The sequence below is a fragment of the Kribbella sp. NPDC005582 genome (assembly GCF_040605415.1).
GTDB lineage: Bacteria > Actinomycetota > Actinomycetes > Propionibacteriales > Kribbellaceae > Kribbella.
In genome coordinates, this window is sequence record NZ_JBEXCU010000003.1 from 1,116,237 (window position 1) to 1,142,356 (window position 26,120).

Annotated in this window: 22 protein-coding genes; 10 read left to right on the forward strand and 12 right to left on the reverse strand. The window is 69.2% G+C overall.

What is annotated here, in order from left to right; translation table 11 throughout:
• The first annotated feature begins 39 nt into the window (after positions 1-39).
• The gene (locus tag ABZS29_RS22845) at positions 40-1,290 is read left to right on the forward strand and encodes an ROK family transcriptional regulator (protein WP_355464294.1); all 1,251 of its coding nucleotides are present in this window, start codon (positions 40-42) and stop codon (positions 1,288-1,290) included.
• Positions 1,287-1,844, forward strand: a complete 558-nt coding sequence (locus ABZS29_RS22850) for a GNAT family protein (RefSeq protein WP_355464295.1) — start codon at positions 1,287-1,289, stop codon at positions 1,842-1,844. Before ABZS29_RS22845 ends, ABZS29_RS22850 begins: the two co-directional genes overlap by 4 nt.
• On the opposite strand, the gene ABZS29_RS22855 is transcribed toward ABZS29_RS22850, so the two are convergent.
• The 5 genes from ABZS29_RS22855 to pepN form a co-directional block, all read right to left on the reverse strand.
• Positions 1,841-2,929 carry a Gfo/Idh/MocA family oxidoreductase gene (locus ABZS29_RS22855; protein ID WP_355464296.1) on the reverse strand — a complete coding sequence of 363 codons (1,089 nt, stop codon included), beginning with the start codon at positions 2,927-2,929 and terminating at the stop codon, positions 1,841-1,843. The two genes, ABZS29_RS22850 and ABZS29_RS22855, sit on opposite strands and share 4 nt — an antisense overlap.
• A gap of 7 nt (positions 2,930-2,936) precedes the next feature.
• Entirely contained in the window at positions 2,937-6,782 is a 3,846-nt protein-coding gene (locus tag ABZS29_RS22860; RefSeq protein ID WP_355464297.1) for a discoidin domain-containing protein, read from the reverse strand.
• A 488-nt stretch (positions 6,783-7,270) separates the two neighbouring features.
• Entirely contained in the window at positions 7,271-7,684 is a 414-nt protein-coding gene (locus tag ABZS29_RS22865) for a hypothetical protein (protein ID WP_355464298.1), read from the reverse strand.
• Positions 7,685-7,924: 240 nt separating this feature from the next.
• On the reverse strand, positions 7,925-9,445 hold the full coding sequence (gene sepH / locus ABZS29_RS22870) for a septation protein SepH (RefSeq protein WP_355464299.1): 1,521 nt from the start codon (positions 9,443-9,445) through the stop codon (positions 7,925-7,927).
• 209 nt (positions 9,446-9,654) lie between these two features.
• The gene (pepN, locus tag ABZS29_RS22875) at positions 9,655-12,111 is read right to left on the reverse strand and encodes an aminopeptidase N (protein WP_355464300.1); all 2,457 of its coding nucleotides are present in this window, start codon (positions 12,109-12,111) and stop codon (positions 9,655-9,657) included.
• A 34-nt stretch (positions 12,112-12,145) separates the two neighbouring features.
• Here pepN and ABZS29_RS22880 point away from each other — a divergent pair, with 34 nt between their 5' ends.
• Together ABZS29_RS22880 and ABZS29_RS22885 are read left to right on the forward strand one after the other, a co-directional pair.
• Positions 12,146-13,090: an aldo/keto reductase gene (locus ABZS29_RS22880; RefSeq protein WP_355464301.1), complete on the forward strand. Its 945-nt coding sequence runs from the start codon at positions 12,146-12,148 to the stop codon at positions 13,088-13,090.
• On the forward strand, positions 13,087-13,839 hold the full coding sequence (locus ABZS29_RS22885; protein WP_355464302.1) for a peroxide stress protein YaaA: 753 nt from the start codon (positions 13,087-13,089) through the stop codon (positions 13,837-13,839). The genes ABZS29_RS22880 and ABZS29_RS22885 overlap by 4 nt, the downstream gene beginning before the upstream one ends.
• A 12-nt stretch (positions 13,840-13,851) precedes the next feature.
• On the opposite strand, the gene ABZS29_RS22890 is transcribed toward ABZS29_RS22885, so the two are convergent.
• Positions 13,852-14,550: a tyrosine-protein phosphatase gene (locus ABZS29_RS22890; protein WP_355464303.1), complete on the reverse strand. Its 699-nt coding sequence runs from the start codon at positions 14,548-14,550 to the stop codon at positions 13,852-13,854.
• Between the two features lie 143 nt (positions 14,551-14,693).
• Here ABZS29_RS22890 and ABZS29_RS22895 point away from each other — a divergent pair, with 143 nt between their 5' ends.
• Both ABZS29_RS22895 and ABZS29_RS22900 read left to right on the forward strand, forming a co-directional pair.
• Complete coding sequence (locus ABZS29_RS22895; RefSeq protein WP_355464304.1) at positions 14,694-15,314, forward strand: HNH endonuclease family protein; 621 nt, start codon at positions 14,694-14,696, stop codon at positions 15,312-15,314.
• A gap of 96 nt (positions 15,315-15,410) precedes the next feature.
• Positions 15,411-16,829 carry an APC family permease gene (locus ABZS29_RS22900; RefSeq protein ID WP_355464305.1) on the forward strand — a complete coding sequence of 473 codons (1,419 nt, stop codon included), beginning with the start codon at positions 15,411-15,413 and terminating at the stop codon, positions 16,827-16,829.
• Here ABZS29_RS22900 and ABZS29_RS22905 read toward each other — a convergent pair.
• On the reverse strand, positions 16,771-17,970 hold the full coding sequence (locus ABZS29_RS22905) for a Cmx/CmrA family chloramphenicol efflux MFS transporter (RefSeq protein ID WP_355464306.1): 1,200 nt from the start codon (positions 17,968-17,970) through the stop codon (positions 16,771-16,773). The genes ABZS29_RS22900 and ABZS29_RS22905 overlap by 59 nt on opposite strands.
• Positions 17,971-18,085: 115 nt before the next feature.
• Between ABZS29_RS22905 and ABZS29_RS22910 the strand changes: the two genes are divergently transcribed.
• Positions 18,086-18,691 carry a rhomboid family intramembrane serine protease gene (locus ABZS29_RS22910; RefSeq protein ID WP_355464307.1) on the forward strand — a complete coding sequence of 202 codons (606 nt, stop codon included), beginning with the start codon at positions 18,086-18,088 and terminating at the stop codon, positions 18,689-18,691.
• Between the two features lie 145 nt (positions 18,692-18,836).
• On the opposite strand, the gene ABZS29_RS22915 is transcribed toward ABZS29_RS22910, so the two are convergent.
• Positions 18,837-19,757, reverse strand: a complete 921-nt coding sequence (locus ABZS29_RS22915; protein WP_355464308.1) for a threonine/serine dehydratase — start codon at positions 19,755-19,757, stop codon at positions 18,837-18,839.
• Between the two features lie 25 nt (positions 19,758-19,782).
• Between ABZS29_RS22915 and ABZS29_RS22920 the strand changes: the two genes are divergently transcribed.
• Positions 19,783-21,651 carry a propionyl-CoA synthetase gene (locus ABZS29_RS22920; RefSeq protein WP_355464309.1) on the forward strand — a complete coding sequence of 623 codons (1,869 nt, stop codon included), beginning with the start codon at positions 19,783-19,785 and terminating at the stop codon, positions 21,649-21,651.
• Between the two features lie 2 nt (positions 21,652-21,653).
• On the opposite strand, the gene ABZS29_RS22925 is transcribed toward ABZS29_RS22920, so the two are convergent.
• Entirely contained in the window at positions 21,654-22,427 is a 774-nt protein-coding gene (locus tag ABZS29_RS22925) for an alpha/beta fold hydrolase (RefSeq protein WP_355464310.1), read from the reverse strand.
• Between the two features lie 36 nt (positions 22,428-22,463).
• On the opposite strand from ABZS29_RS22925, the gene ABZS29_RS22930 reads away from it, so the two are divergent.
• A complete protein-coding gene (locus tag ABZS29_RS22930) occupies positions 22,464-23,114 on the forward strand; it encodes an SDR family oxidoreductase (RefSeq protein WP_355464311.1) in 651 nt (216 codons plus the stop codon).
• A 30-nt stretch (positions 23,115-23,144) separates the two neighbouring features.
• Complete coding sequence (locus ABZS29_RS22935; RefSeq protein WP_355464312.1) at positions 23,145-23,570, forward strand: OsmC family protein; 426 nt, start codon at positions 23,145-23,147, stop codon at positions 23,568-23,570.
• Here the strand turns inward: ABZS29_RS22935 and ABZS29_RS22940 are convergent.
• The 3 genes from ABZS29_RS22940 to ABZS29_RS22950 form a co-directional block, all read right to left on the reverse strand.
• Complete coding sequence (locus ABZS29_RS22940) at positions 23,551-24,336, reverse strand: sugar nucleotide-binding protein (protein ID WP_355464313.1); 786 nt, start codon at positions 24,334-24,336, stop codon at positions 23,551-23,553. The genes ABZS29_RS22935 and ABZS29_RS22940 overlap by 20 nt on opposite strands.
• Entirely contained in the window at positions 24,333-25,172 is an 840-nt protein-coding gene (locus ABZS29_RS22945; protein ID WP_355464314.1) for a hypothetical protein, read from the reverse strand. The genes ABZS29_RS22940 and ABZS29_RS22945 overlap by 4 nt, the downstream gene beginning before the upstream one ends.
• 61 nt (positions 25,173-25,233) lie before the next feature.
• Entirely contained in the window at positions 25,234-26,106 is an 873-nt protein-coding gene (locus ABZS29_RS22950) for a toxin-antitoxin system, toxin component (protein WP_355464315.1), read from the reverse strand.
• Between the last annotated feature and the right edge of the window lie 14 nt (positions 26,107-26,120).

The following is a 26,120-nucleotide window of genomic DNA, read 5'->3' on the forward strand; positions in this document are numbered from 1 at the left end:
CGCAGTACGATCACGGCTGATGCGACGGGGAGGTGGACGATGGTGACGGCGGACGACGGATTCTCCGGGGCGAACCAGTTGGACCTGGGGTCCTTCAACGAGGCTGTGATCATCGAGACGATCCGGCAGGCCGGGATCATCAGCAGGACCGAGATCTCCCGGCGGACCGGGCTGACCCAGCAGTCGATCTCGCGCATCCTGAGGATCCTGCTGCAGCAAGGACTGCTGGTCGAAGAGGCCCAGGAACGCGCCGAGCGGCTCGGCAAGCCGCGGACGCCGGTGCGGCTGCGGTCGAACGCGGCGCACGCCGTCGGGATCCATCTCGACCCTGAACTGCTGACCGTGGCGGTGGTTGACCTCGACGGCACGATCGTGCGGCGCGAGACGGTCGACCTGGCCGACGACCTGCCGACCGACAAACTGATCGACCTGACCGCGGCGACCGTGACCGCGGCACTGAGCATCAGCCAGATCGACCCGAAGTCGATGCTCGGCGTCGGCGTCGCCGTACCGGGGCCGATCGATGCGGACGGGTCGCTGCTGGCGCTGCCGTTGCAGCCGGCCTGGCGTGGGCTGAAGATTCGGCACCTGTTGCAGGAGAAGCTGAACCATCCGGTCCTGGTCGAGAAGGACGGTACGGCGGCCGCCATCGGCGAGCGCTGGATCGGCCGATCGGCGCGGGCTCGCGACTTCGCGTACCTGTATCTCGGGACCGGTGTCGGGAGCGGGCTGATCCTGAACGGGTCGATCTATCGCGGCGGTACGGCGAACGCCGGCGAGTTTGGCCAGGTCGCGGCGCTGCGGATGGGGGAGTGGGACGTCTCGACCGGACCGGAGATGGTTCCGGAGTGCAACCCGACGGCTTCGCTGCCGGTGATCGCGGCGTCGTACGGGTATGTGGAGACCGATCCGGATGCGACCGACGAGGCCAAGCGTTACAAGGCAGTGTGCCGGGCTGCGGCCGACGGGGACGAGGCCGCACTGAAGGCGGTCACCCGGGTCGCTCAGGTGATCGGGCAGGGTGCGGTCGGGCTGGTCGATCTGCTCGACATCGACCTCGTCGTGGTCGGCGGGCCGGCGTACGCGCCGGAGATCTCGCGGATCCTGCTGACCGAGATCGGCCGGGCGGTGAACCTGCATCCGGTCGCTCGGGAGATCCGTCCGGTCGTCGTGGAGGAGTCGATGCTGCAGGCCGACGCGGCTGCCGTTGGCGCGGCGTCGACGATCTTCCACGACGCGTTCACCCCGCGGGTCAGCGGCTCGAGTCAGGCTCGTAGGCTTCCGAAGTGATCAAGCCCCGCCAACTCACGCCCTCTGTTGAACTACGGATTGCGGCTCTGGAAGACGCTGCCGCGCTGGCCGACGCGTACACCCGCAGCTGGGACCACCTGCAGCGCTGGGAACCCGCTCGGCCGGCCAACTGGTTCACTGCCGAGGGCCAGCGCGAGCGGCTCGGGTCGGCGCTGGAGAACTTCGGCCGAGGCACGGCGCTGCCACTACTGCTCGCCTCCGGCGACCGCATCCTGGGCGCTGTGACCCTCAGCGACATCGTCGCCGGTCCGTTCCGCAACGCACACCTCGGCTACTGGCTCGCCGCCGAGGCGGTCGGCCGAGGGCTGATGACACTGGCCGTGAACGCCACCGCCGAACTGGCCGACACCGAGCTGAAGCTGCACCGCTTGCAGGCCAGTGTGTTCGTGCACAACGCGGCATCGCACGCCGTACTCGAACGCACTGGCTTCACCCAGATCGGCTTCGCCCCCGACTACCTCTACATCGGCGGCCGCTGGCAAGATTCCAACCTCTTCCAGCGCATCCTCAACAACCGCCCGCCAGGCGCCTAAGCCGGCGGCAGGCCGATCCCTCGGGAGACGTCTACGTCGTCGTACCGGCCTTCCAGTACGTCGACGAACTTCACCGGGCGCTGCAGGGTCGAGGCGATGTAGACGGCCTTGACCGTCGCCAGCGCCTCGATCGCGTGCTGCACGGTGATGCCTGGCTGCTCGCCCTTCGCGATCGCGGCCAGGATGTCGTCGTACTGCGCCTTGTGGCCGCCGGGCGGACCGGCGTCGATCGACAGGTCGTCCTTGTTGCCGTCGGCATTGAACCGCGCGAGCAGATCGTCCTCGAGCTCGGCGCCGCCCTCGGAGCCGTGGACGGACAGCCGCGTCCGGCCGCCCGGGAAGGCCGCGGTGGTGGCGTGCAGGGTGCCGACCGCGCCGTTCTCGAACGTGACCGTGGCGACGACGGTGTCCTCGACCTCGATCGCCTGATGCGCCGCGCGGATCGCCTGAGCGTAGATGCTGACCGGCCGGCCCATGAACCACAGCAGCAGGTCGACGGTGTGGACGCCCTGGTTCATCAGGGCGCCGCCGCCGTCCTGCGCCCACGTACCACGCCAGCCGGCGGAGGCGTAGTACTCGTCGCTCCGCCACCAGGCGACCGTCGCGACGGCGGACGTGAGCTGACCGAACCGGCCGGCGTCGATCGCCTGCTTCACCTGCGCACTGCCGGCATCGAAGCGGTGCTGGCTGATCACGGACGCGACGACGCCGTGGTTGGCCGCCCGGTCGGCGGCCGCACCGAGCCGGCGGGCCCGGATCAGGTCGACGTCGAGCGGCTTCTCGATCACCACGTGCTTCTTCGCGTCCAGCGCCTGCTCGGCCAGGGCGGCGTGCGTACCGCTCGGCGTACAGATCGCGACCAGCGTCACGTCGGACCCGGCGAGCGCTCCGGCGAGGTCGTCGTACACCTGCGGCTCCGGGTGCCCGGCCTCTTTCAGCCGGGCCGCCAGCGCACTGCGAGCGTCGGCGTCGTTGTCGACGAGCGCCGTGACGGTCGCATCCGGTCGTGCCGCGATGGTGTCCGCGTGGGCGCGGCCGATGATGCCGCATCCCACGATCGCGACCTGCTGGTCTGTGTCAGCCATCTCGCTCCTACGGGGAGGTGAAGTGCGCGGTCAGAATCTGGTCCGTGCTCACGGTGAAGCTGTACGCCGGGTCGGTCGAGACGACCGCTCCAGCCACGGTCCAGTTCTGGAAAACGCTATCCGATTCCGGCGTCGCCGTCACGGTCACCTGCGCGCCCGGTTCGTACTTCCCGGGCTCGGACTCGTTGCCGGCGATCCGGACATCACCCTTCCCGTCCGCGGTGACGCTCACACTCCGCTGCACCATGTTGATCGCCATCACGTTCCGCAGCAGCGCCGGACCTTCGAGCGTGGCGCCGTTGTAGCGGGCGATGTTCGTCACCGCCACGTCACCTGCAGCGACCTTGACTGTGAATCCGCCGTCGCCGAGGTTGTCGGTGCCCAGGTTGATCGCGTCGACCTGACCGCTGTTCACCACCAGGCCGTCGTGGAAGCCGTAGGCGAAGACGTTCAGCAGCGTGACGCCGGTGGTGCCGTCGACGGTCACGATCTTGGCGGTCTTGCGCATGTACTTGTCGATGACGAGCTCGAAGATCCGGCCCTCGTCCATCCAGTGCGGCTGCTGGTAGCCGGTCCGGGTGACCGCGTTGCCGTTCGAGAGCACACCCTCGACCCGGGCGTCGCGGCCGGCGCCGAGGTGGATGGCGTGGTCGAAGAACGCTCCGGCGACCTTGCGGACGACGGTGTGGTCCCCGCGCAGGTCGATGCCGTTCCAGGTGTTCGGGAAGCCGGCGTTGATGACGTAGTTCCCGCCGGCGTGACCGCGGACGGCGTACGGGTAGGGGACGACGCCGTCGGCGCTGCCCGGGTTGTTCTCCGGATAGAAGACGCGCAGCCCACGGACACCGGCTGACTTGCCGAGCGTGAGGAGCGGGGTGCCGTCGGCTTTGTTGCGACCCTCGAAGGCGTGCAGCACGGTTCCGTAGCTGGCGCCGCCCTGGTCCCGGTTCGGTACGGCGGATGCGCCGCGCAGCTCGACCTTTGCGGGAACGCTTAGGTGCGTGCTGATCCGGTACCAGCCCGCCGGCAGGTAGACGATGCCGCCGCCGTTCCGCCCGGCCTGGTCGAGCACCTTCTGTACGGCGCTGGTCGCGTCGGCGGCCGGGAGGTACCCGATTCCGTGCGGCGCATTGGCGACGTACAGGCTTTGCTTCGGCTTGGGGAGCGCTCTCTGGGTGTAGCTCGGCGCCGTCCCGCTCATCTGGTGAATCGTGCCGGCGAGAGCGCCGGAGAGCGCTACCCCGGTGAGCTTCACGTAGCCTTGCGAGTTGTTGACGATCGCGTGCTCGCTGCCCTCGATCCGCCCACCGGCGACCTGCCAGCCCCAGCGGCTGTCCATCTCGTCGACCAGCACCCCGACATCGGTGCGGCGGATGTCCAGCTGCACGAAGCTCCCGGTGAACTGCGCGCGCTGACCGGCCACCACGTGGATCCCGGTGTGGTAATCGGAGAGCGCGATCTGGTGGAACTGATCCCACTCGAGATCGCCGAGCGCCAGACCGGTGCCGTTCTTCCGCGTCCAGGCGTCGAGCGCCGCACGCGCCGGCGGTCGGTACGCCGCGGGCGCCGACGCCCAGTAGCTGTTGCTGAAAGCAACGTTCTCCCAGGTGCCGACGTCGGCGCCGTTGTAGGCGCGAGCGCCCTCGAAGAGCGCGGTCCCCCGGATGTTGCGGATCGTCGTCGACTCGTGCACCTGGCCGGAGCTCGGCGCGTTACCGCGGTCGTTCGGCATCGTGCTGATGCCGATGCCGCGGTACGAGTTCAGCATGGTGATGTCGGCGATCGTCGACATCATGTAGTTCTCGTTGCCGATCCAGGCGCCGCCGGGCACCTCGAAGGTGTAGTTGTACGGGACCGGGTCGGTGGCGTTCTGGTTCGGGTAATAGGTGGTCACGCCGAGGACGCCGGCGCTCCCGCCGACCCGGAACAGGCTCGGGCCGTCGTCCCCGGACTTCAGGTCGGCGATCACGACCGTGCCGTAGTCGCCTGCGCGCTTCTTGTCGGGGTCGCGGCGGTCACCGCGGAGCGTGCAGAACGCGTGTACCTCGATCGTGTCGGTCACCTTGTACTTGCCGGCCGGCAGCCACACCGTGCCACCGCCCGCGTCCTGGCACGCGTAGATCGCAGCCTGGATCGCCTTGGTCGAATCCTTCCGCCCGCTGCGGTCGGCGCCGTACGCGGTGGCGTCGAAGTCGGCGACCACGCCGTCCTCGGTCGGGTTCACGGTGTCCACCAGCCGCGGCTTCGGGGCCACGACCGGGACGAGCCGAAGCTGCAGCTCGCGGACGATGTAGGAGTCGGCGCCGGTCATCACGACCCGGACGTAGCGAGCGCTGGTCGTGGCGAACCGCGTCCTGCTGAACTGGTTGCCGCCCGGCGATCCGGTGCGGCCGACGGTGGTGAACTTCTGGCCGTCGTTCGAGACCTGCACGGTGTAGTCGGGGGAGTAGGCCTGCGCCCACTCGACCCGGACATCGTTGACCGGTCGAGCCTTGCCGAGGTCGAGCTGCAACCACGAATCGCCGGGACCGCTGGTCCATGCGGTCTGGTGGTCGCCGTCGTTGACGTTGGCCGCTCCGGTGCCGCCGCTGGCGGACGCCGTACCGGTGCTGGCGAAGTTGGTGTCCACAACCGCGGCAGTAAATGCGTCGAGCTTCGACTGCAGCGCCTGGAGCGCCTCCTTAACCTGTACGTCGGTCGCACCCGGCGTGGTCGCGACTGTGCGCGCGTCCTCGATCGCCTGCCGCAGCGTCGCCCGGCTCCCGACCGGGTACTGCCCGTCGCGCTTGCCCTCGCGCGCTGCCTTCTCCACGCGGGTCGCCGCGTTGATGAGATCGACCAGGCCCTCGGTCACGTTCAGCGTGGTCGCGACCTTGGCCACGCGGACCGCCGCGACCTTGAGGTCGACCGTTCCATCACCGTTGTGGATGCGGAAGTCGCCGCCGTTCGACCGGTTCGTCAGGACGGCGTCCGGCAGTGCGAACGTGTAGGTCTTCCAGGTCTTGGTGTCGCCGTACTGAACGACCTCCGAGTTCTTGAACATCTCCGGGATCGTCGAGCCCGGCGAGTCGTAGTGCAGACCGAACTGCCCGTTGCCCGCGTCGAAGTAGTCGATGCTGACCAGCACCAGGCTGCGGTTGTTGTAGAGGTAGGTGTCGGAGACGTTCATGTAGAAGAAGTTCGTCCCCGGCGCCGGAGCAGTCCGGTCGGTCTGCCAGTACGCGCGCCCGTCCAGTACGCCGGTCACCAGGTTCTCGGCGCGGTCACCGGCTCGCGGGCTGATGCCGGCCTGGTCCGGTGTCGCGCCGAGCTGGACGGAAGCTCCCGCCGTACTGATGCGGAGGCCGGCCACCGTGATGTCCGCGCTGCCGAACAGCCGGATGTCGGCGTCCCCGAGCCGGTTGGTGAACCCGATCCCGGTCAGCTCGAAGATCCCGGTCTTCCACTGGCCGCTGCCGGTCAGCTTCACGTCGGTCGCGTCGGCCTGCGGGTTGGAGGCGGCGTCGTACTGGAGCTCGAGGCTGCCGGTCCCACGGTCGAGATACGTCACCGTCACCAGGACGTCGTCGGTGCCGATCTCGTCCACGTAGTCCCGGTCGACGTCGAACTCCAAGTAGCCGGTGCCGGCCGCCGGATCGGTCTGCCAGTAGCCGCGTCCCTGCTCGGTCCCGGTCCGCAACCCAGCCGGGTCGTCCCCGGCCGCCGGTTTCACCCCCAGCGTGGTCGGCGCCGGGCCGAGATCGGCCCCCACACCACTCGGATACATGGTCGCCGCCTGCGCGTGCTGAGGCACAGCGATCGCGCCGGCAAGCAGGAGGGCGGGCAGGAACCGGGCAAGCAGACGTCTGGTCATGCTGGTCTCCAGGTGGCGGTCCGGAAGCGCACAGGGGCAGGCGCCGATAAGTTAAACCAAGCGTGTTACTAATTCAAGACCTGGCAAATTCTCAGCCGAACCGGGTGGTGGGAGTCCGCGAGCATCAGCCGACACCCGCCGGCCGACCCCACCATCACGATCCCGTGCCACCGACACCCGCCGGCGCGGACGCCCAGGCCATCACAATCGCTAGCTGGCCGGAGTCTCACGCGGCGCTTCTCCGAACAGGTTCAGTTGTGATGGCCTGGCGGTCCGCACTACGCCATTGGGCAACCGCCTCGGAGGGCTGTTGCCGGCCGGCCGTCGAACGGATCGGCCGCCGGGCGCGTGAGTGGTGCGGTCCACTGCACACGGTCCACCAGTCCGTCGTTGTTTGGTGGGCGGACCCACGCGAGTGTGGGTCCGCCCACGGCATGCGGTTGGTCCACCCACAACGCGATGGGCGGGCCCATGAAATGAGATCGAGGTCAGGCGACGCCGACTAGTTGGCGGGCTGGCGCTTGGAGGGACTCGAGGAGGGTGAAGAAGTGGGTGGCGGCGTCGGTCAGGCGGAGGAGGCCAGCCTCGTGCGACGTCCAGCCGAAGGCTAGTTCGCCGTCGATGGTGCGCTCGTCGGTGGGGACGGCGTACCGGCTGAGGGTGACGCGGGCGGGGCCGGTCTGGGGGTGGTGGTCGCCGCAGCCGCATTCGGCGGCGATGGTGATCGCGGTGAGGGCTTCGGCGGGGTAGTGCTGCAGCTGCAGCGTGGTGCCGCGGGCGGTGAAGCGGGCGATCGTGGCGTCAGGCAGCTGGACGAGCAGCTCGACCGGTACGGCGTGGGAGCCGGGCAGCAGACGAAGGCCGCGGGACGCGAGGAGATCGGCGAAGGCCGGGAGGTTCATGGGTGCAGGATCCTGTGGGTGCTGGTGTCGGCGGGCGGGCCTGGGAAAGGGCAGGGCCTCGTGCGCCGGAGACGGCGCGCGTCAGCGACAACAACAGCAACAACACAGCAGGTTCTGCATGCGGACGATCATGGCAGAGCTCGACCGTGGCGACAACACCGTCCGCGATCTGGGACAACTGTCCGTAGGAACAACAAAACCCGCACCGGAGATCGGTGCGGGTTCGTCGGTGGAAGCGCGTCAGTCGGCCTTCTTGCCGAACATGATCTCGTCCCAGCTCGGCACGCTGGCACGCTTCGAACCGCGCCGGGCAGGCTTCTTCTTGGGCTCCTCCGCAGGCGCGGCCTCGGCAGCCGGCTCGGCGGGCAGCTGCTCCTGAGCGGCCGGAGCCTCCTCGGCCGGAGACGCGTCGCCGGGCTGCGGCGGAGCGGCAGGACGTGAGGCGGCCGGACCCGGTTCGGCAGGACGCGGCGTCGGTCGCTGCTCGGCCGGGCGCACAGGTGCTGGGGGAGTAGCTGCGGCCGGTCGCTCGTACGTCGGCTGAGCGGGAGGCGCGGAGGTCGGCTGACCTTGCGGCGCCCGCTCGTGCGCCGCAGGAGGCACCGCGGCCGGCCGCTCGTAGGTCGGCTGACCAGGACTGGTCGGAGCTGGACGCTCGTGCGATGCAGGAGGCGCCGCCACAGGACGCTCGTACGGCGGCTGCTCGCCGCGCGACGGCTCAGCAGGACGCTCGGGAGCGTTCCGCGACTCTTGATACGGCTGCACGTCGCGCCGCTCGGTGAACGGGTTGGACGGCGCCGCCGCGCGCTCTTCCGGGGGAGCGAACTCCGCCGGCGGCTGTGTTGGCCGCTCGACCGCGCGAACGGTCGGGTGCAACGCCGGCGGCTGCTCGATCGGTACGTCGATCAGCGTCGGCTCTTCATCCGGATTCGGGACCGAGTGCACGCGGCGCGGGCCACGCTCGGTGTCGCGGGAAACCGGCTGGTTCCCAGGGTGGTTGCGACGCGGCAGGCTGATCGTGTCCTCGAACCCGGCCTCGTAGGAGTCGGCTCCGTGATCCGGCGCCAGCGACAGGTCGATGTCAGCGACAGCCGCGAGCCGCCGCTCGCCGGGCTGGTGGACCGGCTGCACCGGTGGCGGCATGACCTGAGCCTGCTCGCCGACCAGCCAGCGCGCCTCGTCGTCGTCCGGTACGGCGTAGCGCCCGGGAGCGTCGTACGCGAAGAGAGCGATCTTCTCTTCCTTCTGCTCCGAATCGGGATCGGAGAGGTCCTCGGCCTCGACGAAGTACGAGACGCGGACCTGCCAGCGGCCGTCGTCGCGGCGCCAGGCGTCCCAGTCGGCGGTGGCCGGGTCGACGTGCCGGGTGCGCAGGCGCTCGGTGACCCAGGCGCCGAGATTGCGGGTCGGCGCGTCGGCGCCGCCGCGGCGGCGCACTGAGGCACGCTGGGCGAGGTTCGCGATGTGGTCGCGCTCGGCCAGCACCGGGCCGGCGAACGCCATCACGCGCTCCATCGGCATCTGGGCAACGGCCGCGACCGCCTCGGGACTCTCCCCGGCGCGGATCCGAGCCTGGATGTCTCGTGGGCGCAGCGCGCTCTCCATTTGAATCTCCAGCTGGCCGAGTCGGGCACGGTCGCCGCGCAGGGCCGCACGCAACCGGTCGTCGACCGGAACGGCGAACTCCTCACCCGTCTCAGGCATCGCCAGGACCAGCTTGGTGCCGTCCTGGCTCAGACCGACGAGCCTCGCCTCGCGCATTGCCTTTGTTCTCCTGTGCGGTTCTCGACAGTCTCTCCCGGGACGGGGGCCTGACCAAAGACCGGCACGCCGTACCGGTCGGTCATTGTGGAGATTAGGTCACGAAATCACCTTCATGCTGCTCACCAGGGCCCTTTACGTCACACCAGTCACAGTAGTCACAACCCGCCGTGACCGCAGCGACACAGAGCCCTGGTCAACATTACGAATCAGACGCCGTACGCCGAACGCACGGCGAGCGCCCGCTTCACGTCGTCGGCGCGGTCACCCACCGACCGCCGGATACCGGCCGCCACGGAGTCGTCGGCCACCAGATCGGCGGACCGCGCCACGACCTGCTCGTCGATCTCGAACCGCGGGAAGCTGCGGCTCGCCACGGCCGCCACGACGAACCCGGTCCGCAACTTCTCGGTTCCCGGGATCTCGGCGAAGTACCGCTCGACGTACGGCGCGGTGAGCTCCCGCTGCGCCGGGTGCCAGAAGCCCTCGGCCGCAGCGTCGAGCTCGTAGTTCGACAGCTCGCCGTCGGTCATGATCTGAGCCCAGGCGCGTTCCTTGGCGGCCGCCGTCGGCAGCGCCGCACGGCAACGCGTCGCGTGCTCGCGGCCTTCGGAGGAGGCGTCGCGCTCGAGCTCCGCATCGATCTCCGTGTCACCGATCGCGCCGAGCCGCGCGAGCTGCAGCGTGACCAGCCAGCGCAGGTCCGCGTCCATCGTGATTCCGTCGGGTACGCCGTCGCCGGTCAGCCAGCCCTTCAGCCGGTCGGCGTCCGCGCTGAACTGCGTGTAGGCGCGGACCACGGCGAGCTGCACGCTGGAGCCGGCCTCCAGCTCCGGAAGCCGGTCCGCGAGCACCTGCTCGAGGCGCGCGCGGCCCTCGTCGTACGGGAGGTAGCCGCCCAGGACGTGACTGCGCGCCCAGCCGACCATGGTGCCGACGGCGATATCGCTGGCCTCGCCGGCGAGCATGCCGAGCAGGATGTCGAAGGCGAGGTTCGGGTCGAGCTCCGCGTCCGCCGCCGAGTCGCGCACGCTGTTCAGGACGACGGCCCGTGTCACCCCGTCGGTGATCTTCGGCAGTACGGCGGTCAGGTTCGCGAGGCTGTCCGCGTCGAGCCGGATCTTCGCCCAGGTGTCGTCACCGGTGTCCGGGATGACGACCAGCGTCGCCGGGTCCAGCGGTACGTCGACCTCGTCGGCGTCGACCACGACATCGACGATCGTGGCGTTGCCGTCCGCGTCGTACCCGCCGACCGTCAGCTTGTGCGGCCGCTGCGCCGGGAACTGCTCCGGAGCGGTCCGGCGCAGCTTGATGCCGTCCGGCGTCCGGACCGCGCTGATCGTGTCGAGGCCCGGCGTACGGAGCCAGTTCTGCGCCCAGGTGTCGATGTCGACCGCGCCGGCCTCGGTCCACTTGGCCAGCAGGTCGCCGAAGGTCGCGTTGCCGAACTCGGCGGCGCGGATGTGCGCGATGACGCCGGCCAGGAAGACGTCGTCACCGAGGTAGTTGTTCAGCTGCTTCAGCACCGCCGCGCCCTTGGCGTAGGAGATGCCGTCGAAGTCGTCGAGCGAGGAGATCGCGTCCTTGACCGGATCGGCCGCGACCGGGTGCGTCGACGAGCGCTGGTCGGCCTGCAGCCCCCACCACTTGCGGATGTAGGCGAAGTCGATCCAGTTGTCCTGGTAGTCGGTGGCCGCGGTCGAGACCCGGTGCGCCATGTACTCGGCGAACGACTCGTTCAGCCACAGGTCGTTCCACCACTTCATGGTGACCGTGTCGCCGAACCACTGGTGAGCCATCTCGTGCACGATCGTGCGGGCGCGGTTGCCGCGCTCGGCGTCGGTCGCGACCGAGCGGAACATCATCTGGTCGCGGAACGTCACGCAGCCCGGGTTCTCCATCGCGCCGGCGTTGAACTCCGGCACGAACGCCTGGTGGTACTCACCGAACGGGTACCGGTAGCCGAACATGCGGTGGTACTCGTCGAAGGCCTGCTTGGTGACCCGGAAGACGTCGGGCGCCTCGCGGTCCACCGCCTCCTTCAGCGACTGCCGCGCGACCACGCTGAGCGCGATCCCGTCGTGGGAGTCGGTGACCTGGTGGTACGGCCCGGCCACGATCGTGACGAAGTACGTCGACAGCGGCTTGGTCTCGGCCAGCTCCCAGCGACCGGGGGAGACCTGCGTCGCGGCGCCGTTGCCCAGCACCAGCCACTCCGGCGGCGCGGTCACCTTCATCCGGTACGGCGCCTTGAGGTCGGGCTGGTCGAAACACGCGAACACCCGCGGCGCCGCGTCCAGGAACGACATCCCGTAGGTGTAGACCAGACCGTCGGCCGCGTCGACCGAGCGGTGGATGCCCTCACCGTCGTGCGTGTAGGCCATCGAGGCCACCACGACCAGCTCGTTCTCGGCCTGCAGGCCGGTCAGCTCGAGCCGCCCGTCGGTCAGTCCGGCGACGTCGACCGGGTCCCCGTTCAGCGTCACCGACAACAGTTCGTCCGGCTTCACGTCGACCCAGCTGGCCGGTTCAGCGGCGGCGAACCGGACGACGGTGGTGGATCCGAACGTGCGCTCGCCCTGGGTGAGGTCGAGATCGACGTCGTACGAGTGGACGGTGAGTGCGGCGGCCCTGGTGCGGGCGCCGTCGACGGAGAGACTCGGCATGCCCGCAACTGTATGCGGTGGCTAGGCTGCGTTCATGAGCACTATGGAGTACCGGCAACTGGGTGACTCCGGCCTCACAGTGAGTGTGGTCGGGTTGGGCTGCAACAACTTCGGTGGTCGCCTCGACGGCACCCGAACCGATGCGGTCGTGAACGCCGCTGTCGACGCGGGAGTCACCCTGTTCGACACCGCCGACGTCTACCGCGGTGACCTCGGCTCCAGCGAGGAGCTGCTGGGCAAGGCGCTGGGCTCACGGCGTGACCAGGTGGTCGTCGCGACGAAGTTCGGCGGCGACATGCACGGCGACAACGGCCCGGACTGGGGCGTGCGCGGCTCCCGCCGCTACATCCGCCGGGCGGTCGAGTCGAGCCTGCGCCGGCTCGGGACGGACTGGATTGATCTCTACCAGCTGCACGTACCGGACCCGGTCACTCCGATCGAGGAGACCCTGGCCGCGCTCAGCGAGCTCGTTGCCGAAGGCAAAGTCCGCTACCTCGGCAGCTCACAGTTCGCCGCCTGGCAGGTGGTGGACGCAGACTGGGCCGCTCGGACCGGTGGTCACCAACACTTCATCAGCGCTCAGAACCAGTATTCGCTGCTCGAGCGCGACGTCGAGGACGAGCTGGTTCCCGCGTGTGAGCACCTGGGGATCGGCATCCTGCCCTACTTCCCGCTCGCGGCCGGTCTGCTCACCGGCAAGTACAAGCGCGGCGCAGATGCACCCGAAGGCACGCGGCTCGCGGGACAGCCGCAGCGGTTGGCGAAGGCCGACTTCGACAAGATCGAGGCGCTCGAAACCTTCGCGGCCGAGCGCGACCTGACCATGATCGACGTCGCGATCGGCGGCCTGGCCGCGCAGCCCGCGGTCGCCTCGGTGATCGCCGGCGCCACCAGCCCGGAGCAGATCGCGCAGAACGTCGCGGCCGGCACCTGGAACCCGACACTCGAGGACCTCGCCGTGCTGGACGAGCTGACGTGACCCTGATCCTCCTGCCGCCGTCCGAGGGCAAGACCGGCCGTTCCCGCGGCCGCGCCGTCGACTTCGGCACGCTGTCGTTCCCCGAGCTCAACCCGGTCCGCGAGCAGGTCCTCGAGACGCTCGCCAAGGTGTCCGCCTCCGAGGACGCGTACGGCGTACTCGGCGTCGGCGCTTCGCTGCGGCCCGAGGTAGAGCGCAACACGCGCTGGCGCACGGAGCCCGCCGTACCGGTTTCTGAGCTGTACTCCGGTGTTCTGTACGACGCTCTCGGCTACTCGACGCTGTCCGCGGGCACGAAGCGTCGCGCGGCGAACCGCCTGCTGGTCGTCTCCGCTGCTTGGGGCGCACTCCGGCCGGGCGACCGCGTGCCGCCGTACCGGCTGTCGATGGGTACGACGCTGCCCGGCCACGGACCGCTCGCCGGAGTGTGGCGCGAGCCGCTGGCCGCTGCCCTTGGCCACGAAGGCGTCATCGTCGACTGCCGTTCCTCCACCTATGTCGCCGCCTGGCGTCCTGCGAGCCCGGCCAAGTGGGTGTCGGTCAACGTGGTCCGCGAGCGCGAGGGCGTACGGACGGTGGTGTCGCACATGGCCAAGCACACTCGCGGTCTAGTCGCGCGGCACATACTCGAGTCCGGCAAGGACCCCGGCACCCCGAAGGCACTGCACAAGCTGGTGAGTGACCGCTGGAACGCCGAACTGGAGCCGGCATCGTCAGGCTGGACCCTCACCGTGGTCGAGCGCGACTGATCGACCACGCGGTCAGGTGGTCAGCAACCGGGCGCGCAGGGCGTCGAGTTCGTCGGGCCGAAGGCCGTTGGCCAGGAGGAAATCAGGCATGGCCAACGACTCGATGGTCGAGGTGAGCGACGCCTCGACGGTGGTGCCGTGGGCGGTCAGGATCTCGGTCACCGCAGTGAGCTGATCCCGGATGCCCAGTTCGTCCCACCGAGGCTTCATGCGGTCGAAGGTGCGCAGGTAGTCGGCGATGATCTCCTGCGGCTCGGCGCCGGCCAGTGCGAGCAGCGCCAGCGACAGGAGCCCGGTGCGGTCCTTGCCGCTGGCGCAGTGGATCACCACGCCGCCCGGCGCAGCGTTGGCGATCGCCCGGGCCGCGGCCACGATGACCTGTGGGTACTCCGCCAGCAGCGCGGGGAAGTAGAGCGGCGAAGCCAGGTTGTCGAGCCGCGACCAGTGCTTGTAGAACGCGGTGTCTCTTGCAGGGTCCTGTGGTACCCGCACAACGGCGATCCCCGCCGATCTTGGCACCTGATCCGGATCTCGTTCGTCCACGTGCCGCAGATCGAGGATGGTGCGGATCCCGTACGCCCACGCCGCGGACCACCCGCTCGCGGTCAGTAGGGTCGGGGCCTCCATGCGCACGATCGCACCCGGCCGCATCCTCCCCAGGCCACCCAGGTCCCGGACATTGCTGCAGCCGTCCCATTCGAGGTCTCGCATGGTCGTGTGACGCCGTGCTGGTGCTGCTGGTTCGGCCGAGCGTTCACCCGCCTTTCACCACTGGGTGGTTTCCGGTTTGAGCAGTCCGGGGAAGGCTTGAGGCAGCACGTCAGGGGGGATCCGCCCTTCGGAAGGCCTGACCGATGCGACGTCTCACCGCCCTGCTGATCTCCGCCGTCTTCGTCTGGTTGCTCGCTTCGAGCCCAGCCTTCGCGTATCCGCCGACCCCGCCGAGTGCCAGTACGGCGACCACCCAGCTGAACGCCCTGACCGTTAAGGCCGAAGGGTCGAGCACCGGGTACTCCCGCGACAAGTTCCCGCACTGGCACACGGTCTCGGGGGCTTGCGACACCCGCGACGAAGTTCTCAAGCGTGATGGCACCGGCGTCAGTGTCGACAGCAACTGCGAGCCGACGGCCGGCCGCTGGTACAGCGTGTACGACGCCGTCTGGGTGACCGACGACTCGGCGATCGACATCGATCACATCGTCCCGCTCTCCGAAGCATGGAAGTCCGGGGCGAGCGGCTGGACCACGGCGAAGCGTGAGCAGTTCGCCAACGACCTCACGATCGCTCAGCTGATCGCGGTCACGGCCTCGAGCAACCGCTCGAAGGGCGACAAGGACCCGTCCGCCTGGAAGCCGACCAACACTGCCGTGCACTGTGTCTACGCCCGCGAGTGGATCTGGGTGAAGCACACCTACGGCCTGTCCCTGCAGGCGGCAGAGAAGACCGCGCTGCAGAGCATGCTCGCCACCTGCTGATCGGGCGGGCATTTTCCGGCCACGCCCTGCGCAAACGGGGCGTGGCGGAGCACCCTTGGATATGGTCCACTGACGCACCGAATCCAGGGAGGCACAATGAGCGACACCTCAGGCGCCACCGCAGCGCCTGCGACCGGCGATCGCCCCGAACTGAAACGGGTCATGGGTCCCGGCCTGTTGCTGCTGTTCGTGGTCGGCGACATTCTCGGCACCGGCGTGTACGCGCTGACGGGGAAGGTCGCCGGTCAGGTCGGCGGCGCGGTGTGGTTGCCGTTCCTGTGCGCGTTCGTCGTGGCGATGCTGACCGCGACCGCCTACCTGGAGCTCGTCACGAAGTACCCGAAGGCCGGTGGTGCGGCGGTCTACACGCACAAGGCGTTCGGGATCCACTTCCTGACCTTCCTGCTCACCTTCGCGGTGATGTGCTCAGGACTCACCTCGGCCTCCAGCGCGTCGAAGTCGTTCTCGGCGAACTTCTTCACCGCGATCGGGGTCAGCAAGGAGCACGGTTCGTGGCTGATGCTCACCGCGCTCGGGTTCATGACGCTGATCGCGATCGTGAACCTGCGTGGCGTCGGCGAGAGCGTGAAGGCCAACGTCGTCCTGACCTGTGTCGAGCTGACCGGTCTGCTGATCGTGATCGCGATCGGCGCCTGGGCGCTGCTCCACGGTGACGGCAACACCGCGCGGCTGACCGAGTTCAAGGTGCCGGACGGGGAGTCGCCGTTCGGTGCGGTGACCGCCGCGACCGCGCTGGCGTTCTTCGCGATGGTCGGCTTCGAGGACTCGGTGAACATGGCCGAGGAGACCAAGGACCCGGTCAAGATCTTCCCGAAGATGATGCTGCTCGGCCTGAGCATCACCGGTGTCATCTACGTCGCGGTCGCGATCTCCGCGATCGCGCTGGTGCCGCCGGACAAGCTGAGCGAGGGCGACGCGCCACTGCTCGAAGTGATCAAGGCCGGCGCACCAGGGTTCCCACTCGAGATCTTCGCCTGGATCACGATGTTCGCAGTCGCCAACTCGGCGCTGATCAACATGCTGATGGCCAGCCGTCTGCTCTACGGCATGTCCCACGAGAAGGTGCTGCCGGGTCCGCTCGGCCGCGTCCTGCACAAGCGGCGGACGCCGTACGTGGCGATCTTCTTCACCACCGCGCTCGCCTTCGTCCTGATCGGGTACGCCGACCTGACCGCGCTCGGCGGTACGACGGCGTTCCTGCTGCTGTGCGTGTTCGCGATCGTGAACGTCGCCGTCCTGGTGCTGCGCCGGGACCGGGTCGAGCACAAGCACTTCCGGGCCCCGACCGCGCTGCCGGTGATCGGCGCCGTCCTGTGTGTCTACCTGGCCAGCCCGCTGTCCGGGCGGGCGACGAAGGACTACAAGATCGCCGGCTGGCTGATGGTGCTCGGGGTCGCGCTGTGGGCGCTCACCTGGGTGCTGAACAAGTACGTCTTCAAGCGGACGGCCGAGTTCGATCCGTCGCACCTCGACCCGAGTGGTCCGGTGAACTGACCGGCAGATAGGCAGCCACCACGACCGTCGCGAGGGCCGTGAGCCCGGTGACCACGGCGATCCAGCCGAGGGAGCGATATCCCGCTCCCGCGTCGATCGCGAGCCCACCGAGCCACGGCCCGAGCGTGATGCCGATGTTGAACGCCGAGAAGTTGGTCGCGGTCGCCAGCGTCGGGGCGTCTCCGGCGAGACTGAAGACCCGTGCGTTGAGCGCCGGGTTCACCGCGAAACCGAAGCCGCCGAGCAGGAAGATCGTCGCGACCGCCACGACCGGGTTGCCGGCGGCAAGCGCGAGCACGGCCGAGAGCACGATCAGCCCGCTGATCCCGGTGAAGAGCGTGTGGAACGGCATCGCGTCCGCGGTCCGGCCGCCGAGCGCGATCCCGATGAACGAGCCGAGCCCGTAGAGCGCCAGCACTCCCGGTACGGCGCCTGCCGGCAGACCGGTGGTCTGGATGAGCAGCGGCGCGAGGTAGCTGAACACGACCAGGATCGACGCCGTCACCAGCGCGGTCGTCGCGAACGCGAGCCACAACCGCGGGCTTCTCAGAGCTCGCAGCTCCGCCCGCATTTTGGGCGCGGCCGCCGGATCCGGTCGGCCGGGCGGAATCGTCCGCACCACGCCGGCCGTCGCGAGCAGGCAGAGACCGGCGACGGTCCAGAACGCCGCCCGCCAGCCGAGGTTCTGACCGAGCACCGTGCCGATCGGCAGCCCCACGATGGTCGCGATCGTCAGACCGCCGGTGACGATGCTCATCGCCCGCGCCCGGCGATTGGCCGGAACCAGCGCCACGACCGTGACCGCGGCGACCGACCAGAAACCGGCGTACACGAAGGCTCCGACGATGCGGGTGACGAGCAGGACCTCGTAGTTCGGCGTGAGGGCGCCCGCGACGTGGGTCAGGGTGAAGATGCCGAGGAACAGCAGCAGCGCGGTGCGCCGCGACCATTTCAGCGTGAGCACGGCCAGAATCGGTGCGCCGAGCAACATTCCGAGCGCGAACGCCGAGATCAGCAGACCGGCGGCCGGGATCGAGACGCCGAGGTCGTCGGACAGCTCGGGCAGCAGACCGGCCAGCATCAGCTCGGACGTCCCTTGCGCGAAAATGCTCAACCCGAGCACGTAGACAGCGATCGGCATCGTGTTCCCCCAAAGCCCCCACTCGACAACCACCTTGAGTATTTCAGAGATCACGCTGCGCTGTCGCCGCGCCCGCCGCGCCTTGAGACTTGGCGGCGTACGGCATCGTTGAGTCATGAGCTTTCAGACGCCGGCGAAGCGGACCGGGCGGGCGGTCGACACCTCCCGGATCGGCAGTGGGCTGAAGCTGCTCGCGGTGCTGATCGGGCTGATGTGGATCAGCGAGGTCGTCGACACCGCGCTGCACGGCCGCCTCGACCAGTACGGGATCGTCGCGCGCGACCCCGAGGGCCTGGTCGGCATCATCACCTCGCCGTTCCTGCACCTCGGCTTCGGTCACCTCATCTCGAACACGCTTCCGCTCGTCACTTTGGGGGCGCTGATCGCCTTCAGCGGCGCCGCCCGGCTGGCCGCCGTCACCGCGGTGGTCGCGGTCATCGGCGGCTTCGGCACCTGGCTGATCTCCCCGCCGAACACCATCACGATCGGCGCCAGCGGCGTCGTCTTCGGCTACGCCGCCTACCTGGTCGCCCGCGGCATCTTCAACCGCCGGATCAGCCAGGTCCTGGTCGGGGTCCTCGTGATCGGCGTCTGGGGCAGCGCCCTGCTCGGCGGCCTCCTGCCGCAAGACGGCATCTCCTGGCAAGGCCACCTCTTCGGCGCCATTGCCGGCATCCTCGCCGCCTGGCTCCTCGCCGACGACAAACCCAAGGTGAGGTAGAGGCGAGCGGACGCGCCCACTGACCAAGGCGAGATAGCAGGCGGACCTGCGCCACTCACCAAGTGCCTCGGACGGCGCCATCAGGTCGTGGGCTGAGCGTGGAGCGCGGTGTGCCGCCGAGGTTGGTGAGTGGGGGCGGTCCGCTTCAACTCAGGGTCGTGGGGTCGGTGTTGGCTCCGCAGACCAGGACGACGACACGTTCGCCGTCGGCCGGCTGGTAGACGCCGGAGTCGAGGGCGGCGAAGGCGGTGGCTGCACCGTGTTCGGTGGCGAGGTGGTAGTCGAACCACAGCTTGCGGCGAGCCGCGATGATCGCTTCCTCCTCGACCAGCAACGACCCGACACCTTCGCGCTGCGCCACCTCGAACGCGATCTCACCGAGCCGGCGTGCCCCGAGGGAATCAGCCGCGACACCACCAACCGGACCATCAACCGGCTGCCCGGCCGCCAGCGCACGATGAAGAGCAGCCGCCTGAACCGGCTCGACTCCGATCACCTTGGCCCGGTCGCCGAGCGCGGTCGCGATCCCCGCGACCAGCCCGCCACCACCGACCGCGACCAGAACGGTGTCGAAGGTATCGACCTGCTCCAACAGCTCAAGCCCGATCGTGCCTTGACCGGCCACGACCTCCGGCTGATCGAAAGCATGCACGAGCAGCGCGTCCGTCTCCTCCCGCGCGACCACGGCAGCGGCGTAGGCCTCGGCGTACTCGTTGCCGACCTGGACCACCTCCGCGCCGAGCGTGCGCAGCTTCGCGACCTTCGGTGCGGGCGCGTTGACCGGCACAAAGATCCGCGCCGGTACGCCGAGTTCCCGCGCCGCGTACGCCGACGCCAGCCCCGCGTTCCCGCCGGACGCCGCGACGACACCCTGCCCGGTGAGCTGACCGTTCTCCTTGGCCAGCAGCAGCCGGTTGAACGCACCGCGCGGCTTGAACGAGCCCGTGTGCTGCAACAGCTCCAGCTTGAACACGATCCCCGGTGACACCTCGATCACCGGAGTACGCCGTACCCGGCCCGTGATCCGTTCTGCCGCTGCTTGCACGTCCTGGACATTTACCGTCATGCGTCAACCCTGCCACGATGCTGGCATGGGCGCGTATGAGGACAGTTACCGGCGAAGCCTGGACGACCCGGAAGGCTTCTGGCTGGAGGCCGCAGAGGCCATCACCTGGACCACTCCACCGACCCGGGCACTCGACGACTCCGAGGCACCGCTCTACCGCTGGTTCCCCGACGCGGAGCTGAACACGTCGTACAACTGTCTCGATCGGCACATCGAAGCCGGCCACGGCGACCGCGTCGCACTCATCCACGACTCCCCGGTGACCGGCAGCTCGCGCTCCTTCACGTACGGCGAGCTGCGCGACGAAGTCGCCCGTTTCGCCGGAGCGCTCGCCGGACTGGGCGTCGCCAAAGGCGACCGCGTGATCGTCTACATGCCGATGGTCCCGGAAGCGGTCATCGCGATGCTGGCCTGCGCGCGGCTCGGCGCGATCCACTCGGTCGTGTTCGGCGGCTTCGCCCCGAAGGAGCTCGCGGCCCGCATCGACGACGCGACACCACGCGTGATCGTCTCCGCCTCCTGCGGAATCGAGCCCACCCGCGTGGTCGAGTACAAGCCGATCATCGACGCCGCACTCGAACTCAGCACGCATCAACCCGAACACACGATCGTCCTTCAACGCCCCGCCTGCCAGGCAGACTTGGGCGAGCGCGACCTCGACTGGGCCACGCTCGACGCGGATCCGGTCGATCCGGTCCCGGTCGCCGCGACCGACCCGCTCTACATCCTCTACACCTCCGGGACGACCGGGAAGCCGAAGGGCGTCGTCCGCGACAACGGCGGGCACGCCGTCGCGCTGGCCTGGTCGATGCGGGCGATCTACGACATCGGCCCGGGTGACGTGTGGTGGACCGCCTCCGACGTCGGCTGGGTGGTCGGCCACTCCTACATCGTCTACGCACCGCTTCTGGTCGGCGCGACCACGATCCTCTACGAAGGCAAACCAGTCGGTACGCCGGACGCGGGCGCGTTCTGGCGAGTCATCGCCGACCACGGCGCCAGCGCACTCTTCACCGCACCGACCGCGATCCGCGCCATCAAGAAGCTCGACCCCGAAGCGAAGCTCGCCGCCGAGTACGACCTCAGTCGGTTACGCACGCTGTTCCTGGCCGGCGAACGCCTCGACCCCGAGACCTACCGCTGGGCGCACGAACATCTCGGCGTACCGGTCGTCGACCACTGGTGGCAGACCGAGACCGGCTGGCCGATCGTCGCCAACCCGCGCGGCCTCGAGCCGCTGCCGACCAGGCCTGGTTCGGCCACCGTGCCGGTACCGGGCTGGGACGTGCAGATCTTGGACGCCTCCGGTGAGCGCCAGCCGGCGGGGGAGGAGGGCGCGATCGCGATCAAGCTCCCGCTACCGCCCGGCGCGCTGCCCACGCTGTGGGGTGACGACGAGCGCTATGTCGACAATTACCTCAGTCAGTACGACGGCTACTACCTCACCGGCGACTCCGGCTACCTCGACGCCGACGGCTATGTCTTCGTGATGGGCCGCACCGACGACGTCATCAACGTCGCCGGTCACCGCCTCTCCACCGGAGCCATGGAAGCCGTCCTCGCTGCGCATCCAGCAGTCGCCGAGTGCGCCGTGATCGGCGTTCACGACGCTCTGAAGGGTCAGCTGCCACGAGGTCTCGTCGTACTCAAAGCCGGCGTCGACATCGACCCCGCCGTACTGCAGGCCGAGCTGGTCGCCGCGATCCGCCGCGAGATCGGCCCGGTCGCCGCGTTCCGTGACGTCTCGGTCGTCGACGGCCTGCCCAAAACCCGCTCCGGCAAGATCCTCCGCAAAACCATGCGCGGTATCGCCGACGGCCGCGACGAACCCGCCCCCTCGACGATCGAGGACCCCGCCGTCCTCGACGCCCTCCGCCCGATCCTCCGGGGGTAGGGCTACTCAGACCGCAGGAACGCCAGAGCCAGGGGGCTGGCCACTGCGTGGAACTCGTGGAAGTAGGCGTGCCGGGCGCCGCGGATGATCTCGGCGCGCGCCCCGGGGATGCGGTTGGTGAGCACCTGGGCGTTGGCGACCGGGCTGAAGATGTCCTCGGAGCCGTGCAGGATGAGCGTCGGCGCGGTGATCTTGGGCAGCTGGTCCCACGCCTCGTGTTTGTTGCTCGCGACCAGGTGCCGCGCCTTCGCGTACGGCGGCATGTCGCGATCACCCAGCACCGGATACGGACCGGGATTCGCCGCCCGCCACTGCGGCGTGTACATCAAGTCGACCAGCACCCGCCCGCCCCGCACCGGGTCCGCGAGCGCCCGGCGAAGCTCCTGACTGCGCTCGAACCCGTGCGCCGGGCCAGGCGACGTACAGCCGAGGATCAGCCGGTCGACGCGATCCGCGTGGTTGATCGCCACCCACTGTGCGACCCGCCCACCCATCGACGTCCCATAGATATGCGCGCTCGGCAGGCCGAGCTCGTCCAGCACCGCGATCACGTCCTCGGCGAAGCCTGGAGTGCTGTAGACCTCGTCGGGTTTGTCGCTGATCCCGGTACCGCGCCAGTCCAGCGTGATCGTCCGGTACGACGCCTCGAAGTCGGCCCGCACCGGGTCCCACCAGGTGTGATTGTTCGACTGACCGGCCAGCAGAACCAGCGGTTGCCCCTCACCACTGACCTGATAACCGATCCGGACACCATCAAGTGCTGTTGCATACGGCACCCACCCAGTCTGCCCGACCCGAGCTAGGCTCGGGGTATGCGAGTCGTGATTGCGGGTGGACACGGACAGATCGCTCTTCGGCTGACCAAGCTGCTGAGTGGTGACGGGCACGAAGTGGTCGGGCTGGTCCGCAACCCCGATCACGAGGCGGATATCGCCGCGGCCGGCGGGCAGGCCGCCGTACTGGATCTGGAGCAGGCCGACGCCGACGCGGTCGCGGAGGTGCTGGCGCAGGCGGATGTCGCGATCTTCGCCGCGGGCGCCGGGCCGGGCAGCGGGAACGAACGTAAGGACACGGTTGACCGTGGAGCTGCCGCGTTGTTCGCGCAGGCCTCGGAGCAGGCCGGCGTCCGGCGGCACATCCAGGTCAGCTCGATGGGCGCGGACCGGGCCGACACGCTCACCGACGACGAGACGTTCACGATCTACCTGCGCGCGAAGAAGGCGGCCGAGGACGACCTGCGCAGCCGCGACCTGGACTGGACGATCCTGCGGCCGGGCGGCCTCACCAACGATCCCGGGACCGGGCAGATCCTGATCGCCGACCAGACCGGCCGCGGCAGTATCAGCCGCGACGACGTGGCGCTCACGCTCGCCGGGCTCTGTACGACGAAGGCCGCGATCGGCCGCACCCTCGAACTCGTGGCCGGACAGACCCCGGTCGCCGAGGCGCTCGCGAACCTCTGACGTTGCCGCGGGCAACAGATTGTGATGGCTATGGGTGACTCACTGCGTCAGGTCGGCTTCGAGCGCCTGGCGAACAGCAGCTACCGGGTGACCAACGACCGCGGCGGCAGCATCACCGTCGGCTCCGGCGGCGCGGACACCGACTTCACCCCGGTCGAGCTGCTGCTCGCCGCGATCGGGACGTGCTCGGCGATCGACGTCGACGTCGTGGTCAGCCGGCGCGCCGAACCGACCGAGTTCAGTGCGGTCGTCCGCGGTGACAAGGTCCGCGACGCCGAGCAGGGCAACCGGATGGAGAACCTGGCGGTCGAGTTCACGATCCGGTTCCCCGAGGGCGAGGACGGTGACAAGGCCCGCGAGGCGCTGCCGCGCGCGGTGAAGATGTCGCACGACCGCCTCTGCACGGTGAGCCGCACCGTCGAGCTCGGTACGCCGGTCACGACCGAAGCGGTCTGAGGAACTCACTCACCGGACGCAGCCTGGTCCCAATCAGTCGCTGCGTCCGCGTGCTGTCGAGCCGGATGTGCGAGACCGCACCCGGCACCGACGGCAGCGCATCCGGATCGAGCCCATCGCGGATGGCGATCAGTCGCCCCAGCTCCAGCCTGCTGACCGCCTCCGGGCCGCCCAGATGTACGACGCCCGTGCGATCCGATGGCGTGAGTTCGAGCAGCGCGGTCGCCAGGTCGGTGACATGCACCGGGCAGCGGACGTTCTCGACGAACAGTGCCCCGGATCCGCCGCCGGCGAGCGCATGCGTCAGCCGCTCCGACTCCGACCGGCCTTCTGATCCGACGATGAGCGACGTACGGGCGATCAGGGCGTCCGGATGGATCGCGCGGATCGCGGTCTCGGCAGCCGCCTTCGCCGCCCCGTACGGCGTAGTCGGGCACGGTACGGCGTCTTCGTCGTACGAGTCGATGCTGCTCGCGAACAAGGCGTCGGTCGAGACGAAGATCAGCCGCACGTCGCGAGCAGCCACTGCGAGGTTGGCCGGCCCTGTCGCGGTCGTGACCCAGTCGTCCTGCTTGAACGCGGCGTGAATGATCGCGTCCGGTCGTACCCGCCGCATCACCGCGTCGATCTCGTCGCGATCGCGGACGTCGAGGCGTACGCCGCCCTCGACCGGGGTCGAGTGATACGTGGGCACCACGTCGTGGTCGGCCAGGCGCACCACTTCGCGGCCGAGCAGGCCGGCCGCGCCGGTGACCAGTAGCCTCACCCAATCAGCCTATGGCGCGACAACCGCCACCCGACCGTCCGCGTGGCGCGGCGTACCTCGTCGACGGTCCGGACCTTGCGCGGCGCCCACCACTGTTGCGCGGGCTTGTGCAGCATCCACCCACCGCCGATCGTGATCGCTGCGTGCTGAAGGCGGTCGTTGCGCCAGACGAAGACGGTGCCGGGCTCGTCGTCGCGGCCGCCCGGAACGGTGTGCTCGGCCAGCCACTCCTCGAACGGTTCGCACAACATCCAGACGCTGTCCGCGCCCTCGACCCCGGCGGCCGCCATGACAGTGCCGAAGCAGTTCGGTCCGCTGCCGTCGGCGAACGTCCCGGCGAGCTGCCGGGCGCGGGGGAGTGAGGCCGGCCAGTTGCGCACCTCGGCGTGGCGGCTCGGGCCGAAGTCCTCGCTGACGACCACCGGCAGGATCTCGGCCGCATGATCGGCGAGCAGCGACTTCCACCAGACGAACCGGTGGCCGTCGGCCTGTTCCTTGAGGGCAGGGCCGATCAGCTGCTGCCAGCGCCGTACCGTCGGGACCGAACCTCGGCCGTGGCGGACCTGGGCCCGCACGAGTTGCGCCCGGATCGGCTGGTCGAGCGCGGCGAACTCGGCCTCGGTCAGCCAGGCGGTCACGGTGGCGCTCGAGTCGACGGCGTACTGGAGAAAGGTGTCGCGGTCCTCGGGGCTGAGCGTTCGGTCGTCGTTCTCGAAGCCCCAGGCGCCGGCCTGCTGCGGGGTGAGGAAGAACGGTTGCGTGTCAGGCGCCAGCCAGCCGACCCACTTGTCGAGCAACGCCGGCGGGACCTCGATGCCGAGGACGGTGAGAGTCACGCGGTCACCCTGCCACAGCAAGGCACCGCGGGGCCCGGCCTTTTCGGCCGGGCCCTTCAGCTCACTTCGAACCGAGGCAGAGGGTGTAGCGGGTGTAGCGCTCGCGCACCGTGTACGACGCCTCGTAGCCGGGGAACTGCTCACAGCGGCTGTCGTCGGTGGTGTTGTCCAGCTTGCCGACGATCCGGTACTGGGCCTCGGACTTGCTGCAGTCCAGGACCTTCACCTTCGGGTTGTCGTCGGTGCCGTTGTTGACCACGCACTGACCGACCGCGGCCTCCGAGGTCGAGGTGGTGGTGATGTTGCCGATCACGATCGCCGCGATGATCGCGATCGGGATCAGCAGCATGAAGACCTGCGGACGCTTGAACAGCGGCTTGCCCGGATCCATCGGCCGGCCCGGACCGGGCTGCGGCTCGGGCAGCTGCTTGAACTTCTGCGCCGGACCGATGTTCGACAGCATCACGAACGGCGTCACGATCGCCGAGCCGATACCCCACCAGCCCTGCACCATGGTCTTCGCGGTCATGTCGCGCACGGTCGCCGTACCGCAGGTCTTGCAGAACGGGCCGGTCAGCTTCAGCCAGCGCATCACGATCAACATGCCCTGGTGGCCGCGGACGGTCGCGTCGACCGCCGGGAAACCACCACAGAACCGGCAGGTGCCCGGCTGGAACTGCGCCTGCTGCGGGAACTGGCCCTGCTGCGGGAACTGCTGCTGGTACGGGCCCGGCTGCTGCTGCCCGTACGGCGCCTGCGGCTGACCGTACTGGGGCTGGGGCTGCCCGGGCTGGGGCTGACCGGGCTGACCGTACTGAGGCTGTGCCGGCTGGCCCGGCTGGGTGTACTGCGGGAACTGCTCCTGCGGCGGACCGTAGTTGCCGGGCTGCGCGCCGTACGGGTTCTGCGGCGGCTGAGGAGGGGATGTGGTCACGAGAACTTCCTGGG

Bases quoted from the DNA above. Each gene is read 5' to 3' on its own strand.
- ABZS29_RS22845 (WP_355464294.1), top strand. From the start codon at position 40: ATGGTGACGGCGGACGACGGATTCTCCGGGGCGAACCAGTTGGACCTG.
- ABZS29_RS22855 (WP_355464296.1), bottom strand. From the start codon at position 2,929: ATGGCTGACACAGACCAGCAGGTCGCGATCGTGGGATGCGGCATCATC.
- ABZS29_RS22860 (WP_355464297.1), bottom strand. From the start codon at position 6,782: ATGACCAGACGTCTGCTTGCCCGGTTCCTGCCCGCCCTCCTGCTTGCC.
- ABZS29_RS22865 (WP_355464298.1), bottom strand. From the start codon at position 7,684: ATGAACCTCCCGGCCTTCGCCGATCTCCTCGCGTCCCGCGGCCTTCGT.
- sepH (WP_355464299.1), bottom strand. From the start codon at position 9,445: ATGCGCGAGGCGAGGCTCGTCGGTCTGAGCCAGGACGGCACCAAGCTG.
- pepN (WP_355464300.1), bottom strand. From the start codon at position 12,111: ATGCCGAGTCTCTCCGTCGACGGCGCCCGCACCAGGGCCGCCGCACTC.
- ABZS29_RS22880 (WP_355464301.1), top strand. From the start codon at position 12,146: ATGAGCACTATGGAGTACCGGCAACTGGGTGACTCCGGCCTCACAGTG.
- ABZS29_RS22890 (WP_355464303.1), bottom strand. From the start codon at position 14,550: ATGCGAGACCTCGAATGGGACGGCTGCAGCAATGTCCGGGACCTGGGT.
- ABZS29_RS22895 (WP_355464304.1), top strand. From the start codon at position 14,694: ATGCGACGTCTCACCGCCCTGCTGATCTCCGCCGTCTTCGTCTGGTTG.
- ABZS29_RS22900 (WP_355464305.1), top strand. From the start codon at position 15,411: ATGAGCGACACCTCAGGCGCCACCGCAGCGCCTGCGACCGGCGATCGC.
- ABZS29_RS22905 (WP_355464306.1), bottom strand. From the start codon at position 17,970: ATGCCGATCGCTGTCTACGTGCTCGGGTTGAGCATTTTCGCGCAAGGG.
- ABZS29_RS22910 (WP_355464307.1), top strand. From the start codon at position 18,086: ATGAGCTTTCAGACGCCGGCGAAGCGGACCGGGCGGGCGGTCGACACC.
- ABZS29_RS22915 (WP_355464308.1), bottom strand. From the start codon at position 19,757: ATGACGGTAAATGTCCAGGACGTGCAAGCAGCGGCAGAACGGATCACG.
- ABZS29_RS22920 (WP_355464309.1), top strand. From the start codon at position 19,783: ATGGGCGCGTATGAGGACAGTTACCGGCGAAGCCTGGACGACCCGGAA.
- ABZS29_RS22930 (WP_355464311.1), top strand. From the start codon at position 22,464: ATGCGAGTCGTGATTGCGGGTGGACACGGACAGATCGCTCTTCGGCTG.
- ABZS29_RS22935 (WP_355464312.1), top strand. From the start codon at position 23,145: ATGGGTGACTCACTGCGTCAGGTCGGCTTCGAGCGCCTGGCGAACAGC.